Consider the following 26,969-nt stretch of genomic DNA (forward strand, 5'->3'; position numbering starts at 1 on the left):
GCCGCCGGCCCAGGCCGCCGAGGCCGTCGAGGCCACCCCGGCCCCGGTGTCCGCCCCCGCTCCCGCTCCTGCCCCCGCGGCGCCCGCGCCCGCCCCGGCCGGGCAGCCCGCCGGGCCGGCTTCGGCCGCCGCGCAACAGGGCGCGGCGCAGGTCCGGCAGCTGTGGCCGCAGATTCTGGAGGCGGTGAAGAACCGCCGCCGCTTCACCTGGATCCTGCTCAGCCAGAACGGCCAGGTGGCCGGGTTCGACGGCAGCGTGCTCCAGGTGTCCTTCATCAACGCGGGCGCCCGGGACAGCTTCGTCGGCAGCAACAGCGACGACGTGCTGCGCCAGGCGCTGACGGACGCGCTGGGTGTGGACTGGCGGATCGAGTGCATCGTCGACCCGTCCGGGGGCGGTTCCCTCGGCGGCGGTACGGCCGTCGGCGGCGGTGGTCTGGGCGGTGCCGCCCCGAGCGGTGGCGGTTGGGGGGCCCCGGCCCGTCCGGCGGCCGCCGCGCCGCCGGCTCCGGCTCCGGTGCCCGCACCGGTCCGGTCGCAGCCGTCCCCGCAGGTGCAGGCCGCCCCGGCGCCCGCGCCGGTCCAGGCCCCGCCGCCGGTGGCCGCGCCGCCGGCCCGTCCGGTGCGCGCGGTGGCGCCGGAGGACGACGTCCCGGAGGAGGACGACCCGGACCTCAACGAGGAGGCGTTCTCCGGTCAGGAGCTGATCATCCGGGAGCTGGGCGCGACGGTTCTGGAGGAGATCCACCACCGCGGCAACTGAGCGACGGCCCGCCCCGGCAGCACGTAGGCTCGGCCGTGACGACGCGAGCGGGACTGCAAACGGACGTGACCGCAGGCAGGACGGCGACGCAGGACAGCAAGCACGAAGCGAGGAGTGAGCCGTGTTCCCCGGTGGTGGCCAGCCCAACATGCAGCAGCTGCTGAAGCAGGCGCAGAAGATGCAGCAGGATCTCGCGCAGGCGCAGCAGGAGCTGGCGGAGACGAAGGTGAGCGGTTCGGCGGGCGGTGGCCTGGTCGAGGCCACGGTGACCGGTGCCGGTGAGCTGGTGGCGCTGACCATCGCCCCGGCGGCCGTCGACCCGGAGGACACCGAGACCCTGGCCGACCTGGTCCTGGCGGCCGTGCGGGACGCCAACCAGTCGGCGCAGAAGATGCAGGCCGAGCGCATGGGCCCGCTGACCCAGGGCCTGGGCGGGGGCATCCCCGGTCTGCCGTTCTGACCTGGGGGAGCCCCTGGACAGGGGTTCCGACCAGGCAGGTCTGAGGTCCTGAAGTTCTGAAGTTCAGACAACGGACCCATGTGATTTATGTGGGAGTCGGGCGTCGGGCGGTGTGTCCGACGCCCGATTCGTTGGATGATGGCACCGGAGCACCACCGACCATCCGAGGGAAGGCGCGACGTTGTACGAGGGCGTGGTTCAGGACCTGATCGACGAACTGGGCAGGCTGCCCGGCGTCGGGCCCAAGAGCGCCCAGCGGATCGCCTTCCACATCCTGCAGTCCGACCCGACCGACGTGCGCCGTCTCGCGCACGCGCTGCTGGAGGTCAAGGACAAGGTCCGCTTCTGCGCGGTCTGCGGCAACGTCGCAGAGGCCGAGCAGTGCCGGGTCTGCCTGGACCCGCGCCGCGACCTCGGCGTCATCTGCGTGGTCGAGGAGTCCAAGGACGTCGTCGCCATCGAGCGCACCCGCGAGTTCCGCGGCCGCTACCACGTGCTGGGCGGCGCGATCAGCCCCATCGAGGGCGTCGGCCCGGACGACCTGCGGATCCGCGAGCTGCTGGCGCGCCTCGCGGACGGCACGGTCACCGAGCTGATCCTGGCCACCGACCCCAACCTGGAGGGGGAGGCGACCGCCACCTATCTGGCCCGGCTCTGCAAGCCGATGGGCCTGAGGGTGACCCGGCTGGCGAGCGGCCTGCCCGTCGGCGGGGATCTGGAGTACGCGGACGAGGTCACCCTCGGTCGTGCCTTCGAAGGGAGACGACTGCTCGATGTCTGACCGGACGCTCAACCAGCAGCCCCACACGCCCCACCAGCCGTCCCACGGGCAGGCCCACCAGCCGGCCCCCGGACAGCCGCACGGGGAGCCGCAGAGCCACCCCCCGCACATCCATGCGCACGGTTCGGAGCCGGACGACTTCGCCGTGCAGATCGCCGACTCGGTGGAGAGCTTCGTGCTCGCCGTCACCGAGGTCGCCAAGGGCGACGAGCCGGGCAGCGCGGTCTCGCTGCTGCTCCTGGAGGTCTCGCAGCTGCTGCTGGCCGGTGGCCGGCTGGGCGCCATCGAGGACGTCGTCCCGGAGGACCGCTTCGAGCCCGACGCCGGGCCGGAGCCGGACGGCGAGCAGCTGCGCGAGCGGCTGGCCGAGCTGCTCGCGCCGATCGACGTCTACCACGAGGTCTTCGACCCGTACGGTCCGCCGGAGAAGCCGAACGCCTTCCGGATCTCGGACGACCTGGCCGGCGTGGTCGGCGAGCTGCAGCACGGGCTGACCCACTACCGCGAGGGCCGGGTCAGCGAGGCGCTGTGGTGGTGGCAGTTCTCGTACCTCTCCAACTGGGGCACGACCTGCACGGCGGTGCTGCGGGCGCTGCAGTCGCTGATCGCGCACGTCCGGCTGGACAGTCCGATCGGCGCGGTGCCGGACGGCGCCGACACCGACGACGACGGGCTCACCGACGAGCAGCTGGAGCAGCAGGCCGGCGACCTGATGGCGGCCGAGCTGGGCCTCGGGCGGTAGCACCGCCCTCCGGTGCCCGTGCCCTTCCGGCACGTCCGTGCGATTCCGGCACGCCTGAACGTCGCCCCGGCGCGCGCCGGTTTTCGGTGCGCCCCCGGCAGTCATCGGCTGATTGTGACGAATGCCTCAGCATTCCGCGCGGAAAAGAAATCCCGACGGATCGCCGTCCGTTGATCCGCCGATTCTTCGGGGCGGTGGCGAATTGCCCGCAGACCTGCCGGTGGTGCCGCCCGTTTCGCCGACCACCTGCTGAAACGGGCGTCTCATCATATGGAAAGCGCCGGTTGTGGCACCCCTGCTCGGTAGACTGGCGCCGACCGCACAGCCCCTTTTCCCCGGGGGTGCGGGGGCCTGGTGCCCCCGGAAGACGACACAAGTCGAGGAGCGCACGTGGGCCTTGTCGTGCAGAAGTACGGCGGCTCATCCGTTGCGGATGCCGAAGGCATCAAGCGCGTTGCCCGCCGAATCGTTGACGCCAAGAAGGCCGGCCATGAGGTCGTCGTCGTGGTGTCCGCAATGGGCGACACGACGGACGAGCTCATCGAACTCGCGGAGCAGGTGTCACCGCTTCCTGCCGGCCGTGAGTTCGACATGCTGCTGACCGCTGGAGAGCGCATCTCCATGGCGCTGCTGGCCATGGCGATCAAATCGCTGGGGCACGAGGCGCAGTCCTTCACGGGCAGCCAGGCCGGCGTCATCACCGACTCCGTCCACAACAAGGCGCGCATCATCGACGTGACGCCTGGTCGCATCCGCACCGCCCTGGACGAGGGCAACATCGCGATCGTGGCCGGCTTCCAGGGCGTGTCGCAGACCAGCAAGGACATCACCACGCTGGGCCGCGGCGGCTCGGACACCACCGCCGTCGCCCTCGCCGCCGCGCTCAAGGCCGAGGTCTGCGAGATCTACACCGACGTGGACGGCGTGTTCACCGCCGACCCGCGCGTGGTGGCGAAGGCCCGCAAGATCGACTGGATCGCGTACGAGGACATGCTGGAGCTGGCGTCGTCCGGCTCCAAGGTGCTGCTCGACCGCTGCGTGGAGTACGCCCGGCGCTACAACATCCCGATTCACGTACGCTCGTCCTTCTCGGGTCTTCCCGGGACGATCGTCAGCAACGAGAACCCGCACAAGCCCGAAGGGGGCGAGATGGAGCAGGCCATCATCTCCGGAGTCGCCCACGACACGTCCGAGGCCAAGGTCACGGTCGTCGGCGTGCCCGACAAGCCGGGCGAGGCGGCCCGCATCTTCCGCGCCATCGCGGATGCCGAGGTCAACATCGACATGGTGGTGCAGAACGTCTCCGCCGCGTCGACCGGGCTGACCGACATCTCCTTCACCCTGCCCAAGGCGGAGGGCCAGAAGGCCATCGACGCGCTCGGCCGGGTCAAGGAGGGCATCGGCTACGAGTCGCTGCGCTACGACGACGCGATCGGCAAGATCTCCCTGGTCGGCGCGGGCATGCGCTCCAACCCGGGCGTCACCGCCGCCTTCTTCGAGGCGCTGTCCGCCGCGGGCGTCAACATCGAGCTGATCTCCACCTCGGAGATCCGCATCTCGGTCGTCACCCGCGCCGAGGACGTGCCGGAGGCCGTCCGCGCCGTGCACAGCGCCTTCGGACTGGACAGCGAGACGGACGAGGCCGTCGTCTACGGAGGCACCGGGCGATGACCCGGCGGCCGAACCTCGCCGTCGTCGGCGCCACCGGCGCGGTCGGCGAGGTGCTGCTCGGCCTGCTCTCCCTGCGCCAGGACGTCTGGGGCGAGATCCGACTCGTCGCCTCCCCGCGTTCGGCCGGCCGCAAGCCGGTCGTGCGCGGGGTGCCGGTCGAGGTCGTCCCGCTGGCCGAGGAGGCCTTCGAGGGGATCGACGTCGCCGTGTTCGCCGTCCCCGACGAGGTCTCCGCCCAGTGGGCGCCGATCGCGGCCGCCAAGGGCGTCGTGGTGGTCGACGACTCCGCCGCCTTCCGTACCGCCGAGGACGTGCCGCTGGTCGTCCCCGAGGTCAACGCGGCCGCGCTGCGGCTGCGCGCCCGCGGCATCGTCGCCAGCCCCGCCAGCACCACCCTCGCGATGATCGCGGCCCTCGGCGCCCTGCACGCCGAGTACGGGCTCGTTCAACTCGTCGTCGCCTCCTACCAGGCCGCCTCCGGCGAAGGCCGGATCGGCGAGGCGGCGCTGCGCGAGCAGACCGCCCTGGTGGCCGGCACCGAGGTCGGCCGACAGGCGGGCGACCTGCGCGCGGTGATCGCCGACCACGGGCCGTTCGCCGCCCCGCTCGCGCTCAACGCGGTGCCCTGGACCGGCTCCCTGGTGGACGGCGGCTGGTCCTCCGAGGAGGTCGGCATCCGCGCCGAGGCCCGCAAGATCCTCGGCCTGCCCGGCCTCAAGGTCTCCGCGACCTGCGTCCGCATCCCGGTCGTCCGCACCCACGCGCTGGCCGTGCACGCGCTCTTCGAACGCGAGGTCACCCAGGAGCACGCGCAGCAGATCCTCCGCGACGCCCCCGGAGTCGTGCTGTACGACGACCCGGCGGCCGGCGAGTTCCCCACGCCGAACGACGTGGTCGGGACGGACCCGGTCTGGGTCGGGCGGGTGCGCCGGGCCCTCGACGAGCCGGCCGCGCTCGACCTCTTCCTCTGCGGCGACAACCTGCGCAAGGGCGCGGCGCTCAACCTGCTGCAGATCGCGGAACTGGTGGCCGGTGAGCTGACGGTGACACAGGAAGGCGCGCCGGAAGACGCGTAGGAGGAAGCACAGGGGAGGCCCGGGAAGAGGCCTGGCGGGGAGGCCCGGGAGAGACCCTGGAAGGCCTGGAGCCGCCCGCTCCCGGGCCCGTCCGGCCCCCGATCCGAGGAGGGCGTGTCCGCTCCTCGACACAATCTGTCCGGAATCCCGATGGAATCCCCTGGAGGCCTCTTCCGCCGATGCGGAAGAATGGCCCCCGGGCTGGGCAACCATGACAGGGGATCGAGTGTCCAACGGGCGTGGCGAACGTGATGGTGGGAGCAGGGGCGGGCATCCCGGCGAGATCCGTGGTGGCCTTCCCCTCGCGCGCCCCGTGGCCGGCGAGTAGGCCGGAAGACGACCAGATGACCGCGGTCGCACCCGGTGCGGCGGGCTCCGGTGCCGGTACCGACGCGGGTACCAGCGAGGACCTGCTCACCGAGACCTACCAGGCCCACTACGGCTCCCTGCTGCGGCTCGCCGCGCTGCTCCTGGACGACCTCTCGACCTGCGAGGACGTCGTCCAGGAGGCGTTCATCCGGGTGCACGCCGCCCGGCGCCGGGTCCGCGAGCCCGAGAAGACCCTGGCCTATCTGCGGCAGACCGTCGTCAACCTGTCCCGCTCGACCCTGCGCCGACGGATCCTCGGCCTGCGCCTGCTGCCCAAGCCCATGCCTGACATGGCCAGTGCAGAAGAAGGCGCTTACGATGCGCTGGAGCGCGACCAGTTGAAGGCCGCGCTGCGTGGTCTGCAACGCCGTCAGCGGGAGGTTCTGGTGCTGCGTTACTTCGTGGACATGACGGAGGCGCAGGTCGCCGAGACCCTCGGCATCTCGCTCGGATCGGTGAAGGCCTACGGTTCGCGCGGACTCGCCGCCCTGCGCACCCAGATGGAGGCCGGACATGGCTGACGGCGCCGGGCGGCGGCCCTCGGGCGGTGAGGGCGACGGGCTCTCCGCCGAGGAACGCAGCGTCCGCGACCTGATGCGCAGCGCCGTCGCCGGCATCCAGCCCGAACCCGGCGGCCTGCCGCGGATCCGGTACGCCGTACCCCGCCGCCGGGCGGCCCGGCGCGGAGCCTGGACCGGCGCCGTCGCCGTCGCCGTCGCCGTCGCCGTCGCCCTGCCCGCCCTGCACGACGGGGAGCACCTCGGCCTGTCCGGCGGCCCCGGCTCGGCCGACGCCAGCAGCCCGGCCGCCGCCGCCCCGACCGGCACCAGGACCGGCGGCGCCCCCGGCACCGGCACACCTTCGCGGCCCGGCCCCAGCGGCACCGGCGACACCGCGTCGCCCTCCGGCACCCCCACCGCCTCACCCAGCCCCGGCGCCAGCACCACCCGCGCCGACGGCACCACCGCCCCGCCCGTCCCCGCCGCCAGCACCGGCGACAGCCCGATCACCCCGCTCTGCACCCGGGCCGACCTCGGCCAGGGCGGCGCACAGGTCGGCCCGGCCGACGGCGACGGGCGGATCCACGGCTCGTTCACCGTGTACAACGTCTCCGGCCGCAGCTGCCGGCTCGGCGGCCCCGGCGCCGTCGCCGTCACGGCGGTGAGCGGCACCGACCGCAGCCGCGTGCGCACCGCCGACCACGCCGCCGGCGACCCGGCCGGCGACCTGCCCGCGATGGACGCGGAGCCCCCCGTCCTCGCCCCGCAGGCCGGCTACCGGGTGCCGTTCGCCTGGGTCCCCGACCGGACCTGCCCCACCCCCGGCGCCAGCACCGCCAGCACCGGGCCCACCAGCCAGGGCGGCGCCAACCCGGCCGTCGGCACCTCCCAGGCCCCCGCCGCCGCCACCGGTGCCGCCCCGGCGGCCTCGGACGCCTCGGCGGCCCCCAGCACCAACCCCCAGGCCAGCTCGTCCCCCAGCGCCGGGCCCACCAACGCCCCCAGCTCCACCCCCACCCCGACCGGCAGCCCCACCACCGCGCCGGCCACCGCCACCATCGCCCACACCCCCGCCCCCGGCAGCCCTGCCGTTGCCACCGCCACCTTCGCCGTGGCCTGCGGCGGCACCCTCTACCGCGGTGGCGTCCAGGCGGTGGGCGCACCGGCGCCGCAGCCGTCGGACGCGCCCCCGGCGGGCTGACGGGCTTCGCGCTCCGGCGGCGGGCGCTCCGGCGGTGGACGGTCGGGGTCGGGTGGCCGGGGTCGGACAGGCGGGGTCGGTCGGGCGGGGTCGGACGGGCGACCAGCCGGGCCGTCGTGGCCGATGGCGGACCCCTATGGCGGACCCCTGCGGCCGGGACGGGTGTGAGGAGTGGTTACCGTGGGGGTGTGTACCGGTTCCTCCTGACTCCGCGCTGGCTCGGCGGCACCGCGCTGGCCGTCGCGGCCGTGGCGGTGTGCGTCTGGCTGGGCTCCTGGCAGCTCGGCCGGTTCGAGGACCGGTTCTCGTCGCACCAGGAGACCAAGCAGACCGTCACCGCTTCGAGTGATGTGCGGCCGATCGACGACCTGCTCAACCAGGCCACCCCGCAGGTGACCACCGAGACCGTCGGCAAGCCCGTCACCGTGACCGGCAGCTACGACGCGGAGCACCAGCTCCTCGTCCCGAACCGGGTGGTCGACGGCAAACAGGGCTACTACGTGCTCACCCCGCTGCGCACCGCCGACGGCCGGTTCGCCGCCGTGGTTCGCGGCTGGGCGCCCGGCGCGCCCGCCGAGGGCGCGTCCGTGGCCGCGCCGCCGCCTCCCGGCCAGGTGACCGTCACCGGGCGGTTGCAGGCCGGTGAGTCCAGTGGCAGCAACGGCGCCGTGGCGGGCGGTCTGCCGGCCGGTCAGCTCGGCACGGTCAACCGGGCGGCGCTGCTCAACACGCTCGCGTACGACGGCTGGTACGACGGCTGGGTGGCCGCCGACGCGGTGTCGGCCGGGCTGACCCCGGTGCCGACGGTCCAGCCGCAGGGCGGCGACGGGCTCACCCTGCGGGCGTTCCAGAACCTCGGCTACACCCTGGAGTGGTTCGTCTTCGGGGGCTTCGTCATCTTCATGTGGTTCCGCCTGGTGCGCCGCGAGGGGGAGGCGGAGCAGGACCGGGCCCTCGGACTGGACCCGGTCCTGGACTGACCTCCGCGGTTCGGCGCCCCTGCTCGGCCTGCCCCCGCTCGGTCGGCCCGCCTCAGCGGGTTGGCTTGCCGGGGGCGGACGGGGCGGACGGCAGGGCCGGGACGACCGGTGCGGTCGTCGGCTTCCCGGGCGCCGTCGGGGAGGACGGCACCGGTGTCGGCGACCCGGTGAACGCCGGCTCGTCGTGGCAGCGGCCGTGGCCGCCGCTCACGTCGTCGTTCGAGTCGTAGTGGTCGATGTGGTGGTGCACGGTGCGCCCGGTCTTCGTCCCCTTGGAGCCGGAGCCCTTCGAGCCGGACGAGCCCTTCGACCCGCTGGATCCCTTGGCGAGCTGGACCGCGTCCTCGCCCGCCGCAGGCGCGTACGCCGCTCGGGCGACGGCGGCCCCCGGCCCCGCCGCGCTCGGCCCCGCCGCGCTCGCGCGGGTCGCGGTGGCGGCCGGTGCGGTTGGCGCGGCTGCTGGGGTCGGCGCGGCCGTGGTCGGCGTGGGGCTGGGCACCGCGGGGCCGGCCGGGGGGGGGGAGGGGGGCTCGGCGCCGTGCCCGCCCGAGCAGCCGGTGAGCACCAGGGCCCCGGCCACCGCCACTCCCGCGAGCGTCAGCAGACGCCTCACACCGTCTCCCCGTCGCCGGCCCTGTCGTCAGCCCCGGTTCCGGTTCCGGCCTCGGTTCCGGTCCCGGCCTCCGACGCCGCGGCGAGGTGCCGTCGGACGAAGTCGATCTCCAGCCGCAGCTGCTTGATCCGCTCCTCCACCACCAGCGACCCGTGCCCGGCGTCGTACCGGTAGACCTCGTGCGGCTTGCCCGACTGCTCCAGCCGCTCGACGTAGTTCTCGATCTGCCGGATCGGGCAGCGCGGGTCGTTGACCCCGGCGCTGATGTAGACCGGCACCCGCACCTGCTCGACGTAGCTGAGCGGCGAGGAGGCGGTGAAGCGCTCCGGGACCTCCTCCGGGGTGCCGCCGAAGAGGGTGCGGTCCAGCGACTTGAGCGCCTCCATCTCGTCGGCGTACGCGGTGTGGTAGTCCGCGACGGGTACGGCGGCGACGCCCAGCGTCCAGCTGTCCGGCTGGACGCCGATGCCCAGCAGGGTCAGGTAGCCGCCCCAGCTGCCGCCGGTGAGCACCAGCCGGCGCGGGTCGGCGAGGCCGCCGGCGACCGCCCACTCCCGGACGGCCGCGATGTCCTCCAGCTCGATCAGGCCGACCCGCTCGTGCAGGGCGTCGGTCCAGGCCTGGCCGTAGCCGGTGGAGCCGCGGTAGTTGACCCGGACCACCGCGAAGCCGTGGTCCAGCCAGGCGGCCGGGCCGGCGGCGAAGGAGTCGCTGTCGTGGTGGGTGGGGCCGCCGTGGATCTCGAACACGGTCGGGAAGGGGCCCTCGCCCGCCCCGGCCGGACGCTGCACCAGGGCGTGCACCCGCCCGCCGGGCCCGTCCACCCAGACGTCCTCGACCGGGACGGAGCCGGGCGGCACCGCACCGGGCGCCCGCAGCACGACCGTCCCGGCGGTGGAGCGGACGGCGGAGGGCTCGGCGGCGGAGGACCACAGGTACTCGACGGTGCCGTCCGGACGGGCGGTGGCGCCGCCGACGGTGCCGCGCGGGGTGTCCAGCCGGGTCAGCCGACCGTCGGCGAGCGTGTACGAGAACAGTTCGCTGCGCGCCTCGTACTCGTGCTCGACGAGCAGCGTCTCGGCGCCGGGGCACCACTGCGCGGAGACGTCGCCGGGCAGCTCGCGCCCCTGCTCGTCGCGCAGCGGCAGCGCGGTCTCGGCGCCGGTGACGACGTCCCAGATCATCGGCTCCCAGCGGCCGGTGCGCTGGTGGGCCACCAGCAGCCGGGTGTCGCCGTCGACCGGGGCGAAGCCGAGGCAGGCGACGCCGCGCGGCTCGTCCCGGCCGGTCACCTCGTCGAGTTCGGCGACGGTTTCGACGGTTTCGGCGGGCTCTACGGGCGCTACGGGCGTGCTCGTCGTGCCGCTCGTGCCGTCGGAGAGGCGGACGATCCGGATCGCGGAGTGCATCGCGTCGCCGTGCTCGGTGTGGTCGATGGCGAGCAGCGTGCCGTCGTAGCTGAGGTCGCCGACGCCGCCGTACTCCGCGTGCCGGTAGATCTCGACGGCCTCGGCCGCGCCGGGGCGGCGCAGGTGCAGGGTGGTGCCGTCCTCGTCGGTGGAACGTCCGACGACCACCGTGCCGTCGCGGCCGAGCGCCAGGCCGGCCGAGTAGGAGGGGGCGAGGCCGGGCACGGCCTCCTCGTCGGGGGTGCCGGCGCTGCGGTCCGCGGGCCCGCCGGCGAAGGGCTGGCGGCGCCAGACGCCGAACTCGTCGCCGTCGTGGTCGTCGAACCACCACACCCAGGAGCCGTCGGGGGACAGCTCGGCGTCGGTGGTGCCGTTCGGCCGGTCGGTGACCTGCCGGTGGGTGCCGGTGACCCGGTCCCAGGCGTAGACCTCGTAGGTGCCGGTCGCGTTGGACACGTACAGCGCCCGGTCGGGGGCGTCCTCGGCCCAGTCGGGGAGTGACACCCGTGCTGCCCTGAACCGCTGCTCCCACGCCGGTACGGCGCTCTTCTCCTCGCTCATCCGACCATCCAACCCGATCGGGGGGACAGAACGGAACGGGCGGGGGACGGAACGGGGCGGGCGGGTGGCCGCAGCTCACCCGCCCACCCCACTCGCCCCGTCCCTCCCGCCCGTTCCCGGGAGCCCGTCCGCTCCTGTGAGCCCGCCTGCTCCTGCGCGCCCGCTCGGTCCCGCTAGCCCTTCCGCGGCAGCAGCCGGACCAGGCCCACCAGCACCAGCTCCAGCACCGCCAGCGCCGTCACGCTGCGGCCGAACGCGGCCGCCGGGTCGCCCCCGCCGTAGTAGAGCAGGCCGATCAGCGCGATGCCCAGCGCCCCGCCGACCTGCTGCACGGTGGCCAGCACCCCGGCGGCCGAGCCGACCAGCTGGGGCTCGACCCCGGCCAGCACCACGGAGGTCACCGGGGCGATCACCAGGCCCATCCCCAGGCCGTCCACGAACAGCCCCGGTGTCAGCCACCACACGCTCCCGCCCGGCGCGCCGTACACCGCGAGGGCGAGCAGGCCCAGCCCGACGGCCATCAGCAGCCCGCCGACGCCGATCGTCCGGGCCCCGCCGAGCCGGGCGGCGACGCGGTGGGTGGCGTTGGAGGTGAGCAGGTAGCCGAGGCCGATCGCCGTGAACACCAGCCCGGCGCCGAGCGCGTCCAGGCCGCGGCCCAGCTGGAGGTACAGGGCGAGCACCAGGAAGAAGGACGCCTGGCCGAGCCAGAAGGCGAGCTGGGCGAGCAGACCGGCGCCGAAGGCCCTGGTCCGGAACAACCGGGTGTCGACCAGCGGGGCGGCGGAGCCGGAGCCGGAGCCGAAGTCGCTGCCGGAGCCGGAGCCGGAGCCGGTGGCGGTGGCGGTGGCGCGGGTCCGGGTGCGGTGCTGATGCACCACGAAGCCGGCCAGCAGGGCGACCGCGCCGCCCAGGCAGAGCCAGGTCCACAACGGCCAGCCCTGTGCGGGGCCCTGGATCAGCGGCAGCACCAGGGCGGTCAGCGCGGTGGTGACCAGCAGCACGCCCACCGGGTCCAGGCCCGGCCGTTGCGGGGCGCGCGACTCCGGCAAGCAGCGGCGGACCAGGGCCAGGGCGGCCAGACCGATCGGCAGGTTGATCAGGAAGCAACTGCGCCAGCCGAGGCCGAAGAGGTCCGCCCGGATCAGCAGCCCGCCGATCAACTGGCCGAACACCGCGCCGACGCCCATGGTCAGCCCGTACCGGGCGAAGGCCCGCGCCTGCGCCGCGCCGCTGAACGCCGTCCGCAGGATCGCCAGCACCTGCGGGCCCATCAGCGCCGCCGCCAGGCCCTGCACCACCCGGGCGCCGACCAGTGCGGCGGCGGTGGGGGCGAGGCCGCAGCCCGCGGAGGCGAGGGTGAACAGGGCCAGGCCGAGCCCGAACACCCGGCGCCGACCGTACCGGTCGCCGAGCCGGCCGGCGGTGACCAGGCCGGCGGCGAGGGCCAGGCTGAACCCGGCGATCACCCACTGGACGGCGGCCGGTCCGGCGCCCAGGTCGGCCTGGACGGACGGGACGGCGACGTTGACGACGAAGAAGTCGAGGGCGGTCATGAAGGTGGCGGTCAGGACGACCGCCAGCAGGCCGCGCGGGGCGCCTGCCGCCGCCTCGGCCTCGGGCGCGGTGGTGCTCGCAGTGTTGCTCGCGGCGCCGGGCGCATTGTCGGTTGCATTGCCGGTCGCGGTCGCGGTCGCGGTCGAGGGGCGGGCGGTCAGGGCGGAGCTCATCTCGGCTTCTCCTCAGTGGGGTTGGAGGGAGTGGGTCGGGGGCGGTGGGGGTCGCCCCCGACCCGTCCGGCCTGCCGTCAGGCGCCCGGGACGCGGTCCAGGAATCCGTACACCGAGCCGATCCGCCCGTCCGGCGAGGCCACCAGGACGTCGAAGCCGATCACCACCGGCTCGGCGCCGGCCGGCCCGAGGTTCCAGGTGAACCGGGCGATGTCGTGGTGCGCGTCCACCGGTCCGAGGGTGAACTCCAGCCCGGGGAACTGGGCCTGGGCCGCGCCGATCAGCGCGTCGATCGCGTCCCGGCCGGCGACGGCGGCCAGCGGGTCGGTGTACCGGCCGTCCACGGCCCACACCTCGTCGATCAACTTGCGGCGGGCGGCCGGGTCGGTCTCGTTCCAGACCGCGAGGTAGCGCTCGGCGAGCTGCTGGAGGGCGGTGGCGGTGATCTCGGTCATGGTCTTCTCCCGTGTCCCGGTGGGTGGTTGAGCGGCTCGTTCCCGCTGCTCACCAAGGTAGGGACGGGCCGGCGCGGGCGAATCAGTCACGTATCGGCATGGGGGTACGTAGCGTCCGGCGGTGGGTACGTAGGTGTGCTCGGCGGGCCCGCCCGTACCTGCGGCCGGGAGGGCCTCGGTAGGGTCGGGGGCATGCTGTACGGGAGGGAACACGAACAGTCCGTCGTGGCGGGACTGGTGGACGCGGCACGTGAAGGCCGCAGCGGGGTGCTGCTGCTCCGGGGCGAGCCCGGGATCGGCAAGACCGCGCTGCTGGACCACGCCGTCGGGCGGGCGGGCGAGGCGTTCCGGGTGGTCCGGGCGGCAGGCGTCGAGTACGAGGCGGAACTGCCCTTCGCCGGGCTGAGCCTGCTGCTCGCACCCGGCCTCGACCGGCTGCACGCCCTGCCCGGGCCGCAACGGCGTGCCCTGGAGGCGGCGTTCGGGCTCGCCGAGGAACGCGCCCCGGCCGACCGGCTGCTGGTCGGGCTCGCCACCCTCGGACTGCTCGCCGAACTCGCCGCCGAACAGCCCCTGTTGTGCATCGTCGACGACGCGCAGTGGCTGGACGACGCCTCCCTCGACGCCCTGCTGCTGGCCGCCCGCCGGCTCCAGGCCGAAGGAGTCGCCCTGCTGCTCGCCGCCCGCACCGGCGGCGCCGCACCGGAACTCCCGACCACGGGCTTCCCCGAGCTCCGACTGACCGGCCTGCCCGAGCCCGACGCCGCCCGGCTCCTGGACCACCGGGCCGGCCCCGACCTGCCCGCCGCCGTCCGCGAGCGGCTGCTCGTCGAGGCGGCCGGCAACCCGCTCGCCCTCACCGAACTCCCCATCGCCACCGGGGCACAGGCGAACACCCCCGGCTCGCCGGCGCCCGCGCCCGGCGGCCTGCCGCTCACCAGCCGGCTGCTGATCGCCTTCCACGGCCAGGTCACCGGCCTGCCCCCGGCCACCCAGACCCTCCTGCTGGTCGCCGCCGCCGAGGAGACCGGCGAACTCGACGTCGTCCTGCCCGCCGCGGCCGCCCTCGGCGTCCCCGCCGAACACCTCGGCCCCGCCGAGGAATCGGGCCTGGCGAGCGTCACCCCCGACCGCCGGATCGCCTTCCGCCACCCGCTCCTGCGCACCGCCATCCTGCAACGCGCCCCGCACCACCAGCGACTGACGATCCATCACGCCATTGCCGGAGCGCTGCCGGACGGCGACCGCCGCACCTGGCACCAGGCCCACGCCGCCACCGCCCCCGACGCCGCCCTCGCCGACGCGCTGGAACGCACCGCCGTCCGCGCCGAGGCCCGCGGCGCCCACGGCGGCGCCGCCGCCGCGTACGAGCGGGCCGCCCGGCTCACCCCGGACCGCGACACCGCCACCCGCCGCCTCGTCCTGGCCGCCGAAGCCGCCACCGAAGAAGGGAAGTTGGCGCAGGCCGAGACGCTCGCCGACGAGGCCGGGGCCCGCACCGACAACCCCCTGGCACACGCCCTGCTCGACCAGGTCCGGGCCACCGCGCACTTCTGGCGCGGCTCCTACCCGACCGCCTACCGGCTGCTGCTCGACGCCGCCGGCACCGCCATCGAGGCGCCGCACGCCGCCCGGATGCTGTTCCAGGCCTTCCACACCGCCTGGTACGCGGGCGAGGAACCGGTGATCGCCGTCCTCGACCGGCTGGCCGCGCTACCGCTCGCCGACGACAACCCGCTCACCCCGCTCGCCCGCCACCTGCCCGCCGCCGTACTCCCCGCCCTCGGCCGGCCCGCACCGCAGCCCCCCGCCGCCCGCGACACCGCCGCGGCAGCCCGCAAGGCCGGCGCCGAAACCCCCGTCGACCTCGTCCAACTCTGCGGCGCCACCCTCATCCTCGGCCGCGACGACGAGACCGCCGAACTCGGCGGCGAACTCGTCGCCGAAGCCCGCGCCAAGGGCACCATCGGCGTGATGCCCACCCTCCAGTTCTTCCTCGCCGAGGCCGAACTCTTCCACGGCCGCCACCGCGACGCCGAAGTCACCGCCACCGAAGCCCTCGCCCTCGCCCGCGACACCGGCCAGCACCAGTGGACCAGCCAACTCACCGCGCTCCTCGCCTACCTGGCCGCCCTCGACGGTGACACCGACCGCTGCACCCGGCTCACCGCCGAATCCCTCGCCACCACCGGCCCGCAGACCGCCGCCCCCGCCGCCGGCCGCCCCTGGGCCCACTGGGCACTGGCCCTGCTCGACCTCGGCCACGGCCGCGCCGGCGACGCCGCCGACCGGCTGCACACCCTCACCACAGGCCCCCACCGGCACCACGTCAGCGCCACCCGGGCCGTCCCCGACCTGGTCGAAGCCGCCGTCCGGTTCGGCACCCCCGAACGCTCCGCCGAACCCTACGAACGCTTCGCCCGCTGGAGCGCCGCCGCCGACCGCCCCTGGACCGAAGCGCTCCGGCTCCGCTGCCAGGCCCTGCTCGGCCCCGACGAGCTCGCCGAACCGGCCTACCGCGCCGCCCTCGACCTCCACGAAGGCACCCACCGCCCCTTCGAGCAGGCCCGCACCGCCCTCCTCTACGGCGAATGGCTGCGCCGCTCCCGCCGCCGCACCGACGCCCGCCCCCACCTGCGCGCCGCCCTCGAAACCTTCGAACGCCTCGCCGCCCACCCCTGGGCCGCCCGCGCCCGCACCGAACTCACCGCCACCGGCACCCCGGCCCCCACCACCAGCCCCACCGGCACCCCCGACTCCCCCCTCACCCCCCAGGAACTCCAGATCACCCGCCTGGCCGCCCAAGGCCTCACCAACCGCGAGATCGCCGCCCAACTCTTCCTCAGCCCCCGCACCATCGCCCACCACCTCTACAAGGCGTACCCCAAACTCCACATCACCTCCCGCACCGACCTCCCCACCACCCTCTGACACCCCCACCCACACCAAAGGGCCCTCCCGAAACACCTCCGGCAGGGCCCTGATCTCCACTCGCGGGGGCTGCCCCAACCTTCGCCGTCGGCCCAGATCCCGGGAAACTCCGCACGGGCTGCGGCACAGGCGGGCGCTCCACACTGAGGCTCGGTCACTCAGTCGGTCACGTACAACGTCGGTCGCGCACAACGCCAGAGGGCCCACCGGATTTCTCCGATGGGCCCTCTGTACTGGGTCGGGGTGGCGGGATTTGAACCCACGGCCTCTTCGTCCCGAACGAAGCGCGCTACCAAGCTGCGCCACACCCCGGTCCTGCGGTTTGTTGCTCCGTCTCCTTCGCAACGAGTAGAACTCTACCGGACGCTCGCCGAGACACGAAATCCGGTTCTTGGCGGGCGTCCGGTGCAGGTCAGCGGGGGGCCGGGGTGAGGGTGAGGAGGGTGGCCTCGGGGGGGCAGGCGAAGCGGACGGGGGTGTAGCGGTTGGTGCCGCAGCCGGCGGAGACGTGGAGGTAGGAGCGGCGGCCGCCGGCCTGGTGGGTGGAGAGGCCCTTGACCCGTCGGGCGTCGAGGTCGCAGTTGGTGACCAGGGCGCCGTAGAAGGGGATGCAGAGCTGGCCGCCGTGGGTGTGGCCGGCCAGGATCAGCGGGTAGCGGTCGGCGGTGAAGGCGTCGAGGACGCGCAGGTAGGGGGCGTGGACGACGGCGAGGGAGAGGTCGGCGTCGGGGGAGGGGCCGCCGGCGACCTCGCTGTAGCGGTCGCGGCGGATGTGCGGGTCGTCGAGGCCGGTGAATTCGAGGTCGAGGCCGTCGATGGTGAGCCGGCCGCGGGTGTTGGTGAGGTCGAGCCAGCCGGCCGCGTCGAAGCCGTCGCGGAGCTTCTCCCACGGGTTGTGGACGGCGTCGGTGATGCCGCGGCGGCCGGTGCCGTCGGCGTTGTTGAGGCCGTGGGCGCCGCTGCGCATCGCCTGGAGGTAGCGGGCCGGGTTCTTGCGGGCCGGGCCGTAGTAGTCGTTGGAGCCGAAGACGTAGACGCCGGGGAAGTCCATGAGGGGCCCGAGCGCGTCCAGGGCGGCGGGGACGCCGAGGGGGTCGGAGAGGTTGTCGCCGGTGTTGACGACGAGGTCGGGGCGCAGGCCGGCGAGGCTCTGCAGCCAGCGCTGCTTCTTGCCCTGCCCGCTCACCATGTGGATGTCGGAGACCTGCAGTACCCGGATGGGCCGGGCGCCGTGGGGCAGGACGGGGACCTCGACCCGGCGGAGCCGGAAGGAACGGACCTCGTACCCGACGGAGTAGGCGAGGCAGGCGGCGCCGGCGGCGGCGAAGCCGAGGGGAACGGAGTACAGCGGTCGCATCGCTCCATGCTCTCAGACGGTGGATCAGCCGGTGAACGTCCGGTGGCCGTGCGCGGATGCGGGGCCACCGGCGGGTCGGCCACGTGCCGGCGGGTCCGCTGCGTGCCGGTGGCCCCGGTGTCTGCCGATGGGCCGGTTAATGGCAAGCGACCGAACGCCGCAGGTGGGAGACTCGGGGCCATGACGACGCTCAAGGCGAAGCTGCACGAGGACCTCACGGCCGCGATCAGGGACCGGGACGAGCTGCGCTCGTCCACCATCCGGCTCACGCTGGCCGCCGTCACCAGCGAGGAGGTGGCGGGTAAGGCGAAGCGCGAGCTGTCCGATGACGAGGTGCTGAAGGTGATCGGCCGCGAGGCGAAGAAGCGCCGGGAGGCGGCGGAGGCGTTCGACACCGCGGGCCGGGTGGAGCAGGCGGCCCGGGAGCGCTTGGAGGGCGAGGTGCTGGCGGGGTACCTGCCCAAGCAGCTCTCCGACGAGGAGCTGACCGCGATCGTGGCGGCCGCCGTCGCCGAGAGCGGGGCGGCCGGTCCGCAGGCGATGGGCGCCGTGATGAAGCTGGTGAAGCCGAAGGTGGACGGCCTGGCGGAGGGCGGCCGGGTGGCCGCCGCGGTGAGGGCGGCGCTGACGGGCTGAGCCCCGCCGCCAGGCCCGAAGGCCCGAAGGGTGCCGGTGGCCAGGGCCCGAAGGTCCAGGGCCCGGCTGGCACCGTCGGCCAAGCCCGAAGGGGCGCCCTCCGAGAGTGATCTCGGAGGGCGCCCCTTCGTCGTGTCGTGCCCGGACCGGGGGCCGGTCAGCCGTTGTTGCCGCCGTGCTTGCCGCCGTTGCCGTTTCCACCGTTGCCGCCGTTGTTCCCGCCGATGACGCCCGGCGGGAAGGTGAACCCGCCGCCGATCATCCCGCCGGCGTTGTTGCTGCCGCCGCCCGGGTTGCCGCCGCCGGGGTTCCCACCCGGGTTCCCGCCCGGGTTGCCACCGGGGCTCCCCGCGGGGTTCCCGCCCTGGGGCGGCGGGTTGCCGCCGGGCTGCTGCTGGGCGTTGGGGTCGGCCGGCGGCGTGGCCCCGCCGCTCTGGTTGGCGTTGGGGTCGGTCTTGGGCGCCGGGTCCGGGATGTTGATGGTCTGGATCTGCTCCGGCGACGAGCCCTTGAGGGCCTGGTTCATCGCCAGCTGCCAGATCGGACCGGGGCCGTCGGCGCCGAACACCTCGTCGAAGTGCTTGCCGCCGATGTTGATGTTCTTCATCTTGACGCCGCCGGCCGGGCCGCCGAGCCAGACGGAGGTGGCCAGCGACGGGGTGTAGCCGCTGAACCAGGCGGCCTTCTTCTCGTCGGTGGTACCGGTCTTGCCGGCGATCTGCCGGCCGTCGTCGAGCTTGAGCGCGGCCGCGGTGCCCTTCTCGGTCACGTTGAGCAGGACGGTGTTGAGGGCGTCCGCGGTCTGCTCGGAGAAGGCCTGGCTGCAGGTGGTCTGCGGGACCTTGACCTCCTTGCCGTCGACCGTGCTGATCTTGTTGATCGCGACCGGGGTGCAGTACTTGCCGCGGGCCGCGAAGGTCGCGTAGACGTTCGACATGGTCAGCGGGCTGAGCTCCAGGGTGCCGAGGACCATCGAGGGGACCTCCTGGAAGGCGTCGCCCTTGGCGGACTGGGTGATGCCCAGCTTGTTGGCCATCTGCTTCATCGCGCAGAGGCCGACCTGCTGCTCCATCTGCACGAAGTAGGTGTTGACCGAGAGGGCCATGGCCTGCTTGAGCTCGTACGGGCCGACCTCGCCGGTCGACTCGTTCTTCACCGTGGCCTTGGGCTTGTCGGTGTTCCTCCAGGTACCCGTGCAGGTGGTCATCTGCGGGTAGTCGATCTTGTTCTCGGAGGGGAACGGCTGGGTGGGCGACAGGCCCGACTCCAGGGCCGCCGCGGCGAGGATCGGCTTGAACGTCGAGCCGGTCTGGAAGCCGTTGCCGCCGCCCATCGCGGAGTCGACGTTGAGGTTGACGACGGTCTGGTTCTTGTTCGGGTCCAGGCCGTACGGGCGGGTCTGGGCCATGGCCAGGATCTTGCCGGTGCCGGGCTCCATCATGGTCGCGGCGGCCGAGACCGTGTCCGTCACGTTGACCTTCTTGGTGACGGCGTTCTGGGCGGCGGCCTGCTTGTCCGGGTCCAGCGTGGTGTAGATGTTCAGGCCGCCGGTGTCCCACAGCTTCTTGCGGTCGGCGACGCTCTTGCCGAACGCCGGGTCCTGCTTGACCACGTGGCGCACGTAGTCGCAGAAGAAGCCCATGCCGGCCTGGGCGGTGATGCAGCCGTTCTGCGGGTCCTTGAACTTCAGGCCCAGCGGGGCGGCCTTGGCCTCCTTGGCCTGGTCCGCGGTGATGTGCTTGTTCTCGAGCATCTTGTCGATCACGACGTTGCGGCGCTTGACCGTGTTGTCGGGGTAGCGCACCGGGTCGTAGGACGACGGGTTCTGCACCATGCCGGCCAGGGTGGCGGCCTCGGCGACGGTCAGGTCCTTGTTGCTCTTGCTGAAGTAGCGCTGGGAGGCGGCTTCGATGCCGTAGGCCTGGTGGCCGTAGAAGGTGATGTTGAGGTAGTTGGTGAGGATCTGGTCCTTCGACAGGTCCTCCTCCAGCTTGATCGCGACCTTGAGCTCCTGGATCTTGCGACCCAGGGTCTTGCGCTGCGCTTCCAGCACCGCGGCCTGGTCGTCGCCGGCCTTCTCGACGTTGACGTTCTTCACGTACTGCTGGGTCAGCGTCGAGGCGCCCTGCGAGGTGGTGCCGCTCTCGGCGTTCTTGCCGATGGCGCGGAGCACGCCCTTGAGGTCGACGGCGCCGTGCTCGTAGAAGCGGGCGTCCTCGATGTCGACCTGGGCGTGCCGCATGAACGGTGACATCTGGTCGGCGGTGAGGACGGTGCGGTCGCGCTCGTACACCTTGGCGATCAGGCCGCCCTTGGCGTCGAAGATCTGCGTCGCCTGGGTGAGCGGCGGGGTCTTGAAGTCATCGGAGATGTTGGAGAAGCTCTCCGCCGTGTCCTTGGCGGTCAGCCCGATGGCGCCGACGGCGGGCAGGGCGAGGCCTGCCAGCAGGACTCCGGAGAGCACGCTGACGCCCAGGAACTTCACTCCGTGTCCCGCGATGTCGAGCGGCGACTCGCGGCGCTTATCGCGCGGAGCTCCGGTGTTGCCTGGGGGCTGGGATGCCTGGGGGCGCTTCGGTGCCATGAGGAGAACCCTACGTCCCGGAATCCCGCCCATAGGGGCAGGTGTTCCCCTACGCTTGTCACAAGCTTGCGACAGCTTCGGTGCGTCAACACCATTCACTCTTGTGAGTGCAGAGACTTGCCCGAATTGCCCGATATTAGAGGGTTTTTGAGGCGGCTGCGGCCTGCTGTACCCGTGTAAACGGTAGCGCTCCGTGATGACGCGCGTGGCGAGAGTTGCTACGTCGCGATTGACAAGGCTTGCGACCTGCGATCACTCCAACGAGTGAGCTGACCGGTACCCATAGTCCAATCGGGTCATGCGAGATTGAGCCCGGAGGGGCTGTTGCTCGCTGTCGTTCTTCCGTAACGTCCTCAACTGGCAACGGTGAATATGCCGTTGCCGCCGTGGGGGAGCCTCGATACGGGAGAGGACGGCGCCGGGATGGGCTGGGTTGACGACTGGAGTGCGCAGGCCGCCTGCCGCACGAGTGATCCGGACGAGTTGTTCGTCCAGGGGGCGGCGCAGAATCGCGCCAAGGCGGTGTGCAGCGGTTGCCCCGTCCGCACGGAGTGCCTGGCGGACGCACTGGACAACCGGGTCGAGTTCGGGGTCTGGGGCGGGATGACGGAGCGCGAGCGCCGGGCGCTGCTGCGCCGCCGCCCGACGGTCATCTCGTGGCGGAGGCTGCTGGAGACGGCCCGCACCGAGTACGAGGAGTCCCTCGCGACCGGCGTGATACTGACGGACTACGCCCAGGCGGGCTGAGCACACCGGCGCGGTGCGGATCCGCGCCGTGGCAGACCGGTGCCGGGGGGCCATCGGGCTGAGGACATCGGTGCCTGGCGCACCCGTGTCCGGCGCACCCGCGCCGAGGACGTTCACGCTGAGGACATCCGCATCGAGGACGTTCGCGCCGGGCGCACCGGTGCCGGGCGCGCGGGCCGGGCCGGTGCCTACGCGGTGCCGCTGAGCCGGTCCCCGATGGCGCGCAGCCCGTCCAGGTCGTGCACGTCGCCCGGCAGCGCGGCGACCTCCACGATCGGCACGTCCGGGTACACGGAGACGAAGCGGTCGCGGGTGCGGCGCTCCCGCCCCATGATCTGCATCCGTTCGGCGTGCAGCCTCAGCAGCCCGGCCGCGAGCAGTTCGGCCTCGGGCGAGGCGTGCTCCGAGCCGTTCTCCTCCAGTGCCTCGGCGGCCGCCAGCGCCCGTTCCGCGGTGAGCTGCGGCGCGCCCGAGCCGTGCACCCGGTTGAGCACCAGACCGGCCAGCGGCATCCGGTCCGCGGCGAGCCGGTCGACGAAGTACGCCGCCTCGCGCAGCGCGTCCCGCTCCGGCGCGGCCACCACCAGGAACGCCGTGCCCGGCGCCTTGAGCAGCTGGTACGTGCGGTCGGCGCGCTCGCGGAAGCCGCCGAACATGGAGTCCATCGCGCTGACGAAGGTCTGCACGTCGGTGAGCAGCTGGGCGCCGAAGATCTTGCCCAGGGTGCCGGTGATCAGGCCCATGCCGGCGTTGAGGAACCTCATCGCGCTGCGGCCGCCGACCTTGGCGGGGGCGGTCAGGATCCGGATCACCCGGCCGTCGAGGAAGGAGCCGAGCCGGTTGGGCGCGTCCAGGAAGTCCAGCGCGGAGCGGGACGGCGGGGTGTCGACGACGATCAGGTCCCATTCCTCGGCGTCGCGCAGCTGCCCGAGCTTCTCCATCGCCATGTACTCCTGCGTGCCCGCGAAGCCGGCCGACAGGGACTGGTAGAACGGGTTCTCCATGATCGCCTTGGCCCGTTCGGGCTCGGCGTGGGCGAGCACGACCTCGTCGAAGGTCCGCTTCATGTCGAGCATCATGGCCTGCAGCTCGCCGTCGCCGGTGACCCCCTTGACGACCCGGGGGGTGTTGTCCAGCTCGGTGAGGCCCATCGACTGGGCGAGCCGGCGGGCCGGGTCGATGGTCAGAACGACGACCTTGCGGCCGCGTTCGGCGGCCCGCAGGCCGATCGCCGCGGCGGTGGTGGTCTTGCCGACGCCGCCGGAGCCGCAGCAGACGATGATCCTGGTCCTCGGGTCGTCGATCAGCCTGTCGACGGCGAGCCGGCTGCCGGCGGCCCGGACACCGCTGCCGCCGTTGCCGACCCCGCCGCTGCTACCGCCGCCGTGGGCCCGGCCGGCCCCGCCGTTCCCGCCGGCTCCGCTGGTTCCGTTGGTGGTCACGCCGCCCCCTGCCGCTTCAGTTCGCCCGCCAGCCGGTACAGCCCGCCGAGGTCCACGCCCTCGCCCAGCAGTGGCAGTTCGTACGTGGGGAGCCGCAGTTGCTGGAGGTCGGCGCGCTGCTCGCGCTCCAGCTCGACCCGCTCGGCGTGCTCCCTGGCCTGTTCCAGCAGCGGGTCGAGCAGCGGCTCCACCGCCGCCCGGACCGTCTCCGGCTTGCGCGAGCGTCCGCCGAGCCCGGCCTCGCCGAGGGCCAGGGCGACCTCCTCGCGGTGGTTCCCGTCCACCGCGGCCACCGCCGCGGCGTCCAGCACCGGCGGCCGGACCATGTTGACCATCACCCCGCCCACCGGGAGCCTGGCCTCGCGCAGCTCGGCGAAGCCGTCGACCGTCTCCTGCACCGGCATCTCCTCCAGCAGGGTGACCAGGTGCACCGCGGTCTCCGGCGATTTCAGCACCCGCATCACGGCCTGCGCCTGGGTGTGTATCGGCCCGATCCGGGCCAGCCCGGCGACCTCGGCGTTCACGTTCAGGAACCGGGTGAGCCGCCCGGTCGGCGGCGCGTCCATCACGACCGCGTCGTAGCGGCGGCGGCCGTCGGGGCCCTTGCGCCGGGCCGCCTCGCAGGCCTTGCCGGTGAGCAGGACGTCCCGTACGCCGGGCGCGATGGTGGTCGCGAAGTCGACGAAGCCGACCTTCTGCAGCGCCTTGCCGGCCCGGCCGAGCTTGTAGAACATCTCCAGGTACTCGAGCAGCGCCTGCTCGGGGTCGATGGCCAGCGCGAACACCTCGCCGCCGCCCCCGCCGCCCCCGTCGTCGGGGGGCAGGCCCAGCTGGGCGCGGGAGACCGCGGCGATCCGGCGCTCCTCGTACGGGAGGGCGGCGATGCCGAACAGTTCGGCGATGCCCTGGCGCCCCTCGACCTCGATCAGCAGCACCCGGCCGCCGTCGGCGGCGAGCGCCAGCGCCAGCGCGGCGGCCAGCGTGGTCTTCCCGGTGCCGCCCTTGCCGCTGACCACGTGCAGCCGGACGCCCTCCCAGTCGGGGTCGCGCCGGGCCGCCTGGCCGGGGGTGCGTGCCACGCTCCGTCTCCGTCCGTCTCGTGGGCCGGGGCCGCTCCGTCGGCCGGCCCGAACTACCGGTGCCCTCTCGCGAGGGTAACCAGGGAGCGCGCCGGATGCCCGGAGCACCAGGGGGGCCGGGCCTGAATCATGCCCCCTTTGTGGGCCACCTCACACGCCGGTCCGTGGGCGGCGCCGATCGCGGTGGCCGCTCGTCTAGAGTCTGGCCATGACCAAGTGGGAATACATGACGGCGCCTCTGCTCGTGCACGCCACCAAGCAGATCCTGGACAACTTCGGCTCGGACGGCTGGGAGCTCGTCCAGGTCGTGCCGGGCCCGAACCCGGAGCAGCTGGTGGCCTACTTCAAGCGGGAGAAGAACGCATGAGCAAGGTCGAGGCCAAGCTCGCCGACCTGGGGCTGACCCTGCCGCCGGTGGCCGCTCCGGTCGCCGCGTACGTGCCGGCCCTGCGCTCGGGCGAGTTCGTGTTCACCTCCGGCCAGCTGCCGGTCGTCGGCGGCAAGCTGCCGAGCACCGGCAAGGTCGGCGCCGAGGTCTCCCCGGAGGAGGCCAAGGAGCTCGCGCAGACCTGCGCGCTGAACGCGCTGGCCGCGATTAAGTCGGTGATCGGTGACCTGGACCAGATCGAGCGGGTCGTGAAGGTGGTCGGCTTCGTCGCCTCCGCCCCCGACTTCACCGGTCAGCCGGGCGTGATCAACGGTGCCAGCGAGCTGCTCGGCAAGGTGCTGGGCGAGGCCGGGGTGCACGCCCGCAGTGCGGTCGGCGTCGCGGTGCTGCCGCTGGACGCCCCGGTCGAGGTCGAGCTCCAGGTGCGCGTCAAGAGCAGCTGAGTGTGATCGCGAAAGGCGGGGTTGGGCCTGTCCAACCCCGCCTTCGTACGCTTAGCATCCGGGCATGGACCATCGAGCGACGACGCTCCCGATGCCGCCCGGTTGGCCCGCCCGGATCCGGGCGGTCGACTCCGGCGTGCTGACCCCGCCGGTGCCCAGGCTCGCCGCGACGGTCGTGCTGCTGCGCGACGCGGCCGCCGGGCCGCAGGCGTACCTGCTGCGCCGGCGCACCTCGATGGCCTTCGCGGCCGGCATGTACGCCTACCCGGGCGGCGGGGTGGATCCGCGCGACGCCGAGGTGGAGACGGGCTGGGCCGGACCGGCGCCCGAGGAGTGGGCGCGGCGGCTCGGGGTGGACGCCCGGACGGCGCGGGCGGTGGTCTGCGCGGCCGTCCGCGAGACCTTCGAGGAAGCCGGCGTCCTGCTGGCCGGCCCGGACGCGGACAGCGTCGCCGCGCCGCGCGACTGGAGCGCCGAGCGGGCGGCGCTGGAGGCGCACGAGCTGTCCTTCGCCGAGTTCCTCCGCGACCACGCCCTGGTGCTGCGCAGCGACCTGCTGGGCGGCTGGGCCCGCTGGGTCACCCCGGAGTTCGAGGAGCGCCGCTACGACACCTGGTTCTTCGTCGCGGCGCTGCCGGCCGGGCAGAGCGCGGCCCTGGAGGTCGGCGAGGCCGACCGGGTGGCCTGGCTGACGCCCGCCGAGGCCGTTCTCGGCTACCGGGAGGGCCGGTTCGGGATGCTGCCGCCGACCGTGACGGTGCTGCGCGAGCTGGCGCCGGTGCGCACCGCCGCGGAGGCGCTGGACGCGGCCGCCGGGCGGTCGCTGGAGCCGGTGCTGGGCCGGGCCGAGGTCCGGGGCGACCGGATGACGGTCCGCTGGCCCGGGTACGACGAACTGACCATCGACGGGGACTTCCCCGAGGACGCCTGACCGCACCGGCCCCGCCCTCGTCGGCGCTGTCGCCGACGACGCCGCCGAACAGACTCGAAACAGAGAACAGAGAGGACCGACGCCCGATGACCCACAACGCCGTGGCTCGCCGGACGGCACCCGAGCTGCCCGCCCGCCGCCTGATCCCCCGTACCCCGGCCTGCGAGAGTCAGGTCCCGTTCGTCGAGACGGCCCAGCGGCCGCTCGTCCGGGTCCTGCCGCTCAGGGCCCTGCACCGGCCCCGCGGGGACAACCGGTGAGCGGGCTCCTGCCGGGCGACCCGGCCGCCACCATCGACGGCGAGGCCACGCCCCGGGCGCTGTGCGTGCTGGCGCCGAACCCGTCGCCGATGACGCTGGACGGCACCAACACCTGGCTGCTCTCCGAGCCCGGCTCGGACCTCGCCGTGGTGGTCGACCCCGGCCCGCTGCACGAGGGCCACCTGCGCCGAGTGGTCGACCTCGCGGAACAGCGGGGCAAACGCATCGCGCTGACCCTGCTCACCCACGGCCACGCCGACCACTCCGAGGGCGCGGCCCGCTTCGCCGGACTCACCGGCACCGAGGTGCGCGCCCTGGACCCGGCGCACCGGCTGGGCTCCGAGGGCCTGGTCAACGGCCAGCGGCTGGACGTCGGCGGCCTCGACCTGCAGGTGGTCGCCACCCCCGGCCACACCTCGGACTCGCTGACCTTCCACCTGCCCGCCGACGGCGCGATCCTCACCGGCGACACCGTCCTCGGCCGCGGCACCACGATGGTCGCCCACCCCGACGGCCGGCTCGGCGACTACCTGGACTCGCTGCGCCACCTGCACACGATGGCCTCCGCGCACGGCGTGCGGACGGTGCTGCCAGGCCACGGTCCGGCGCTCGCGGACGCGCTCGGCGCCGTCGACTACTACCTCGCCCACCGGGCCAACCGGCTCGCCCAGGTGGAGACCGCGGTCGAGGCCGGCTGCCGGACCGCGGACGAGGTGGTGGCCCGGGTCTATGTCGACGTCGACCGGGCGCTCTGGCCGGCCGCCGAGCTCTCGGTCCGGGCGCAGCTGGAGTACCTGGAGGAGCACGGGCTGATCCCGGGCCTCGACTGATCCCGTCGCGCGCGGGGCGGGCAACGGAAC

24 protein-coding genes, 1 tRNA gene and 1 pseudogene are annotated in these 26,969 nt (G+C 73.7%); 17 read left to right on the plus strand and 9 right to left on the minus strand.

Annotation, left to right across the window (positions count from 1 at the left end; all coding sequences use genetic code 11):
• From ACFVX9_RS08090 to ACFVX9_RS08130, 9 genes and pseudogenes are all read left to right on the plus strand, one after another.
• A pseudogene (locus ACFVX9_RS08090) lies at positions 1-763 on the plus strand (DNA polymerase III subunit gamma and tau); the annotation flags it as partial.
• Between the two features lie 121 nt (positions 764-884).
• Positions 885-1,223: a YbaB/EbfC family nucleoid-associated protein gene (locus ACFVX9_RS08095; protein WP_063348649.1), complete on the plus strand. Its 339-nt coding sequence runs from the start codon at positions 885-887 to the stop codon at positions 1,221-1,223.
• 181 nt (positions 1,224-1,404) lie between these two features.
• Complete coding sequence (recR, locus tag ACFVX9_RS08100; RefSeq protein ID WP_063348650.1) at positions 1,405-2,004, plus strand: recombination mediator RecR; 600 nt, start codon at positions 1,405-1,407, stop codon at positions 2,002-2,004.
• Positions 1,997-2,746, plus strand: a complete 750-nt coding sequence (locus ACFVX9_RS08105; RefSeq protein ID WP_244293422.1) for a DUF5063 domain-containing protein — start codon at positions 1,997-1,999, stop codon at positions 2,744-2,746. Before recR ends, ACFVX9_RS08105 begins: the two co-directional genes overlap by 8 nt.
• 390 nt (positions 2,747-3,136) lie before the next feature.
• A complete protein-coding gene (locus tag ACFVX9_RS08110) occupies positions 3,137-4,417 on the plus strand; it encodes an aspartate kinase (RefSeq protein WP_063348651.1) in 1,281 nt (426 codons plus the stop codon).
• On the plus strand, positions 4,414-5,493 hold the full coding sequence (locus ACFVX9_RS08115) for an aspartate-semialdehyde dehydrogenase (protein WP_380479282.1): 1,080 nt from the start codon (positions 4,414-4,416) through the stop codon (positions 5,491-5,493). The genes ACFVX9_RS08110 and ACFVX9_RS08115 overlap by 4 nt, the downstream gene beginning before the upstream one ends.
• Positions 5,494-5,837: 344 nt before the next feature.
• Complete coding sequence (locus ACFVX9_RS08120; protein WP_063348653.1) at positions 5,838-6,383, plus strand: SigE family RNA polymerase sigma factor; 546 nt, start codon at positions 5,838-5,840, stop codon at positions 6,381-6,383.
• The gene (locus tag ACFVX9_RS08125) at positions 6,376-7,563 is read left to right on the plus strand and encodes a hypothetical protein (protein ID WP_387980980.1); all 1,188 of its coding nucleotides are present in this window, start codon (positions 6,376-6,378) and stop codon (positions 7,561-7,563) included. Before ACFVX9_RS08120 ends, ACFVX9_RS08125 begins: the two co-directional genes overlap by 8 nt.
• 188 nt (positions 7,564-7,751) lie before the next feature.
• Positions 7,752-8,543, plus strand: coding sequence for an SURF1 family protein (locus ACFVX9_RS08130; RefSeq protein ID WP_380377262.1), 792 nt, complete (start codon positions 7,752-7,754; stop codon positions 8,541-8,543).
• Positions 8,544-8,595: 52 nt separating this feature from the next.
• Here ACFVX9_RS08130 and ACFVX9_RS08135 read toward each other — a convergent pair whose 3' ends face one another.
• The 4 genes from ACFVX9_RS08135 to ACFVX9_RS08150 form a co-directional block, all read right to left on the minus strand.
• Positions 8,596-9,156, minus strand: a complete 561-nt coding sequence (locus ACFVX9_RS08135) for a hypothetical protein (protein ID WP_387980982.1) — start codon at positions 9,154-9,156, stop codon at positions 8,596-8,598.
• On the minus strand, positions 9,153-11,126 hold the full coding sequence (locus ACFVX9_RS08140; protein WP_387980984.1) for a S9 family peptidase: 1,974 nt from the start codon (positions 11,124-11,126) through the stop codon (positions 9,153-9,155). Before ACFVX9_RS08140 ends, ACFVX9_RS08135 begins: the two co-directional genes overlap by 4 nt.
• A gap of 173 nt (positions 11,127-11,299) precedes the next feature.
• Positions 11,300-12,856, minus strand: a complete 1,557-nt coding sequence (locus ACFVX9_RS08145) for an MFS transporter (RefSeq protein WP_387980986.1) — start codon at positions 12,854-12,856, stop codon at positions 11,300-11,302.
• Between the two features lie 77 nt (positions 12,857-12,933).
• Positions 12,934-13,311, minus strand: coding sequence for a nuclear transport factor 2 family protein (locus ACFVX9_RS08150; protein WP_350881950.1), 378 nt, complete (start codon positions 13,309-13,311; stop codon positions 12,934-12,936).
• A 192-nt stretch (positions 13,312-13,503) separates the two neighbouring features.
• Here ACFVX9_RS08150 and ACFVX9_RS08155 point away from each other — a divergent pair, with 192 nt between their 5' ends.
• On the plus strand, positions 13,504-16,242 hold the full coding sequence (locus ACFVX9_RS08155; RefSeq protein ID WP_387980988.1) for an AAA family ATPase: 2,739 nt from the start codon (positions 13,504-13,506) through the stop codon (positions 16,240-16,242).
• Between the two features lie 238 nt (positions 16,243-16,480).
• Here the strand turns inward: ACFVX9_RS08155 and ACFVX9_RS08160 are convergent.
• Positions 16,481-16,554 (minus strand) — tRNA-Pro (locus ACFVX9_RS08160).
• A 100-nt stretch (positions 16,555-16,654) separates the two neighbouring features.
• Complete coding sequence (locus ACFVX9_RS08165) at positions 16,655-17,599, minus strand: metallophosphoesterase (RefSeq protein ID WP_063348659.1); 945 nt, start codon at positions 17,597-17,599, stop codon at positions 16,655-16,657.
• Positions 17,600-17,779: 180 nt separating this feature from the next.
• Between ACFVX9_RS08165 and ACFVX9_RS08170 the strand changes: the two genes are divergently transcribed.
• On the plus strand, positions 17,780-18,235 hold the full coding sequence (locus tag ACFVX9_RS08170; RefSeq protein WP_063348660.1) for a GatB/YqeY domain-containing protein: 456 nt from the start codon (positions 17,780-17,782) through the stop codon (positions 18,233-18,235).
• A gap of 157 nt (positions 18,236-18,392) precedes the next feature.
• Here ACFVX9_RS08170 and ACFVX9_RS08175 read toward each other — a convergent pair whose 3' ends face one another.
• Positions 18,393-20,819, minus strand: coding sequence for a transglycosylase domain-containing protein (locus ACFVX9_RS08175; RefSeq protein WP_079135766.1), 2,427 nt, complete (start codon positions 20,817-20,819; stop codon positions 18,393-18,395).
• A gap of 423 nt (positions 20,820-21,242) precedes the next feature.
• On the opposite strand from ACFVX9_RS08175, the gene ACFVX9_RS08180 reads away from it, so the two are divergent.
• Positions 21,243-21,566 carry a WhiB family transcriptional regulator gene (locus ACFVX9_RS08180; RefSeq protein WP_030240986.1) on the plus strand — a complete coding sequence of 108 codons (324 nt, stop codon included), beginning with the start codon at positions 21,243-21,245 and terminating at the stop codon, positions 21,564-21,566.
• 188 nt (positions 21,567-21,754) lie between these two features.
• Here the strand turns inward: ACFVX9_RS08180 and ACFVX9_RS08185 are convergent, their stop codons facing one another.
• Together ACFVX9_RS08185 and ACFVX9_RS08190 are read right to left on the minus strand one after the other, a co-directional pair.
• Complete coding sequence (locus tag ACFVX9_RS08185; protein WP_380377251.1) at positions 21,755-23,008, minus strand: ArsA family ATPase; 1,254 nt, start codon at positions 23,006-23,008, stop codon at positions 21,755-21,757.
• Positions 23,005-24,087 (minus strand): ArsA-related P-loop ATPase, encoded by a 1,083-nt coding sequence (locus tag ACFVX9_RS08190; RefSeq protein ID WP_063348661.1) that lies wholly within the window; start codon positions 24,085-24,087, stop codon positions 23,005-23,007. The genes ACFVX9_RS08185 and ACFVX9_RS08190 overlap by 4 nt, the downstream gene beginning before the upstream one ends.
• A 208-nt stretch (positions 24,088-24,295) precedes the next feature.
• Here ACFVX9_RS08190 and ACFVX9_RS08195 point away from each other — a divergent pair, with 208 nt between their 5' ends.
• The 5 genes from ACFVX9_RS08195 to ACFVX9_RS08215 all read left to right on the plus strand — a co-directional run bounded on the left by ACFVX9_RS08195 (position 24,296) and on the right by ACFVX9_RS08215 (position 26,939).
• The gene (locus ACFVX9_RS08195) at positions 24,296-24,454 is read left to right on the plus strand and encodes a DUF4177 domain-containing protein (RefSeq protein ID WP_167745864.1); all 159 of its coding nucleotides are present in this window, start codon (positions 24,296-24,298) and stop codon (positions 24,452-24,454) included.
• A complete protein-coding gene (locus ACFVX9_RS08200) occupies positions 24,451-24,918 on the plus strand; it encodes a RidA family protein (protein ID WP_350881963.1) in 468 nt (155 codons plus the stop codon). The genes ACFVX9_RS08195 and ACFVX9_RS08200 overlap by 4 nt, the downstream gene beginning before the upstream one ends.
• 64 nt (positions 24,919-24,982) lie before the next feature.
• Entirely contained in the window at positions 24,983-25,849 is an 867-nt protein-coding gene (locus ACFVX9_RS08205; protein ID WP_380479269.1) for an NUDIX hydrolase, read from the plus strand.
• Positions 25,850-25,935: 86 nt separating this feature from the next.
• Complete coding sequence (locus tag ACFVX9_RS08210) at positions 25,936-26,109, plus strand: hypothetical protein (RefSeq protein WP_159398479.1); 174 nt, start codon at positions 25,936-25,938, stop codon at positions 26,107-26,109.
• Positions 26,106-26,939 (plus strand): MBL fold metallo-hydrolase, encoded by an 834-nt coding sequence (locus ACFVX9_RS08215; RefSeq protein WP_387980992.1) that lies wholly within the window; start codon positions 26,106-26,108, stop codon positions 26,937-26,939. The genes ACFVX9_RS08210 and ACFVX9_RS08215 overlap by 4 nt, the downstream gene beginning before the upstream one ends.
• The last annotated feature ends 30 nt before the right edge of the window (positions 26,940-26,969 follow it).

Source organism: Kitasatospora sp. NPDC058243 (genome assembly GCF_042882025.1).
In the GTDB taxonomy this organism is placed as follows: domain Bacteria; phylum Actinomycetota; class Actinomycetes; order Streptomycetales; family Streptomycetaceae; genus Kitasatospora.

Bases quoted from the DNA above. Each gene is read 5' to 3' on its own strand.
- ACFVX9_RS08105 (WP_244293422.1), top strand. From the start codon at position 1,997: ATGTCTGACCGGACGCTCAACCAGCAGCCCCACACGCCCCACCAGCCG.
- ACFVX9_RS08115 (WP_380479282.1), top strand. From the start codon at position 4,414: ATGACCCGGCGGCCGAACCTCGCCGTCGTCGGCGCCACCGGCGCGGTC.
- ACFVX9_RS08120 (WP_063348653.1), top strand. From the start codon at position 5,838: ATGACCGCGGTCGCACCCGGTGCGGCGGGCTCCGGTGCCGGTACCGAC.
- ACFVX9_RS08125 (WP_387980980.1), top strand. From the start codon at position 6,376: ATGGCTGACGGCGCCGGGCGGCGGCCCTCGGGCGGTGAGGGCGACGGG.
- ACFVX9_RS08140 (WP_387980984.1), bottom strand. From the start codon at position 11,126: ATGAGCGAGGAGAAGAGCGCCGTACCGGCGTGGGAGCAGCGGTTCAGG.
- ACFVX9_RS08145 (WP_387980986.1), bottom strand. From the start codon at position 12,856: ATGAGCTCCGCCCTGACCGCCCGCCCCTCGACCGCGACCGCGACCGCG.
- ACFVX9_RS08150 (WP_350881950.1), bottom strand. From the start codon at position 13,311: ATGACCGAGATCACCGCCACCGCCCTCCAGCAGCTCGCCGAGCGCTAC.
- ACFVX9_RS08155 (WP_387980988.1), top strand. From the start codon at position 13,504: ATGCTGTACGGGAGGGAACACGAACAGTCCGTCGTGGCGGGACTGGTG.
- ACFVX9_RS08165 (WP_063348659.1), bottom strand. From the start codon at position 17,599: ATGCGACCGCTGTACTCCGTTCCCCTCGGCTTCGCCGCCGCCGGCGCC.
- ACFVX9_RS08170 (WP_063348660.1), top strand. From the start codon at position 17,780: ATGACGACGCTCAAGGCGAAGCTGCACGAGGACCTCACGGCCGCGATC.
- ACFVX9_RS08175 (WP_079135766.1), bottom strand. From the start codon at position 20,819: ATGGCACCGAAGCGCCCCCAGGCATCCCAGCCCCCAGGCAACACCGGA.
- ACFVX9_RS08180 (WP_030240986.1), top strand. From the start codon at position 21,243: ATGGGCTGGGTTGACGACTGGAGTGCGCAGGCCGCCTGCCGCACGAGT.
- ACFVX9_RS08195 (WP_167745864.1), top strand. From the start codon at position 24,296: ATGACCAAGTGGGAATACATGACGGCGCCTCTGCTCGTGCACGCCACC.
- ACFVX9_RS08200 (WP_350881963.1), top strand. From the start codon at position 24,451: ATGAGCAAGGTCGAGGCCAAGCTCGCCGACCTGGGGCTGACCCTGCCG.
- ACFVX9_RS08205 (WP_380479269.1), top strand. From the start codon at position 24,983: ATGGACCATCGAGCGACGACGCTCCCGATGCCGCCCGGTTGGCCCGCC.
- ACFVX9_RS08210 (WP_159398479.1), top strand. From the start codon at position 25,936: ATGACCCACAACGCCGTGGCTCGCCGGACGGCACCCGAGCTGCCCGCC.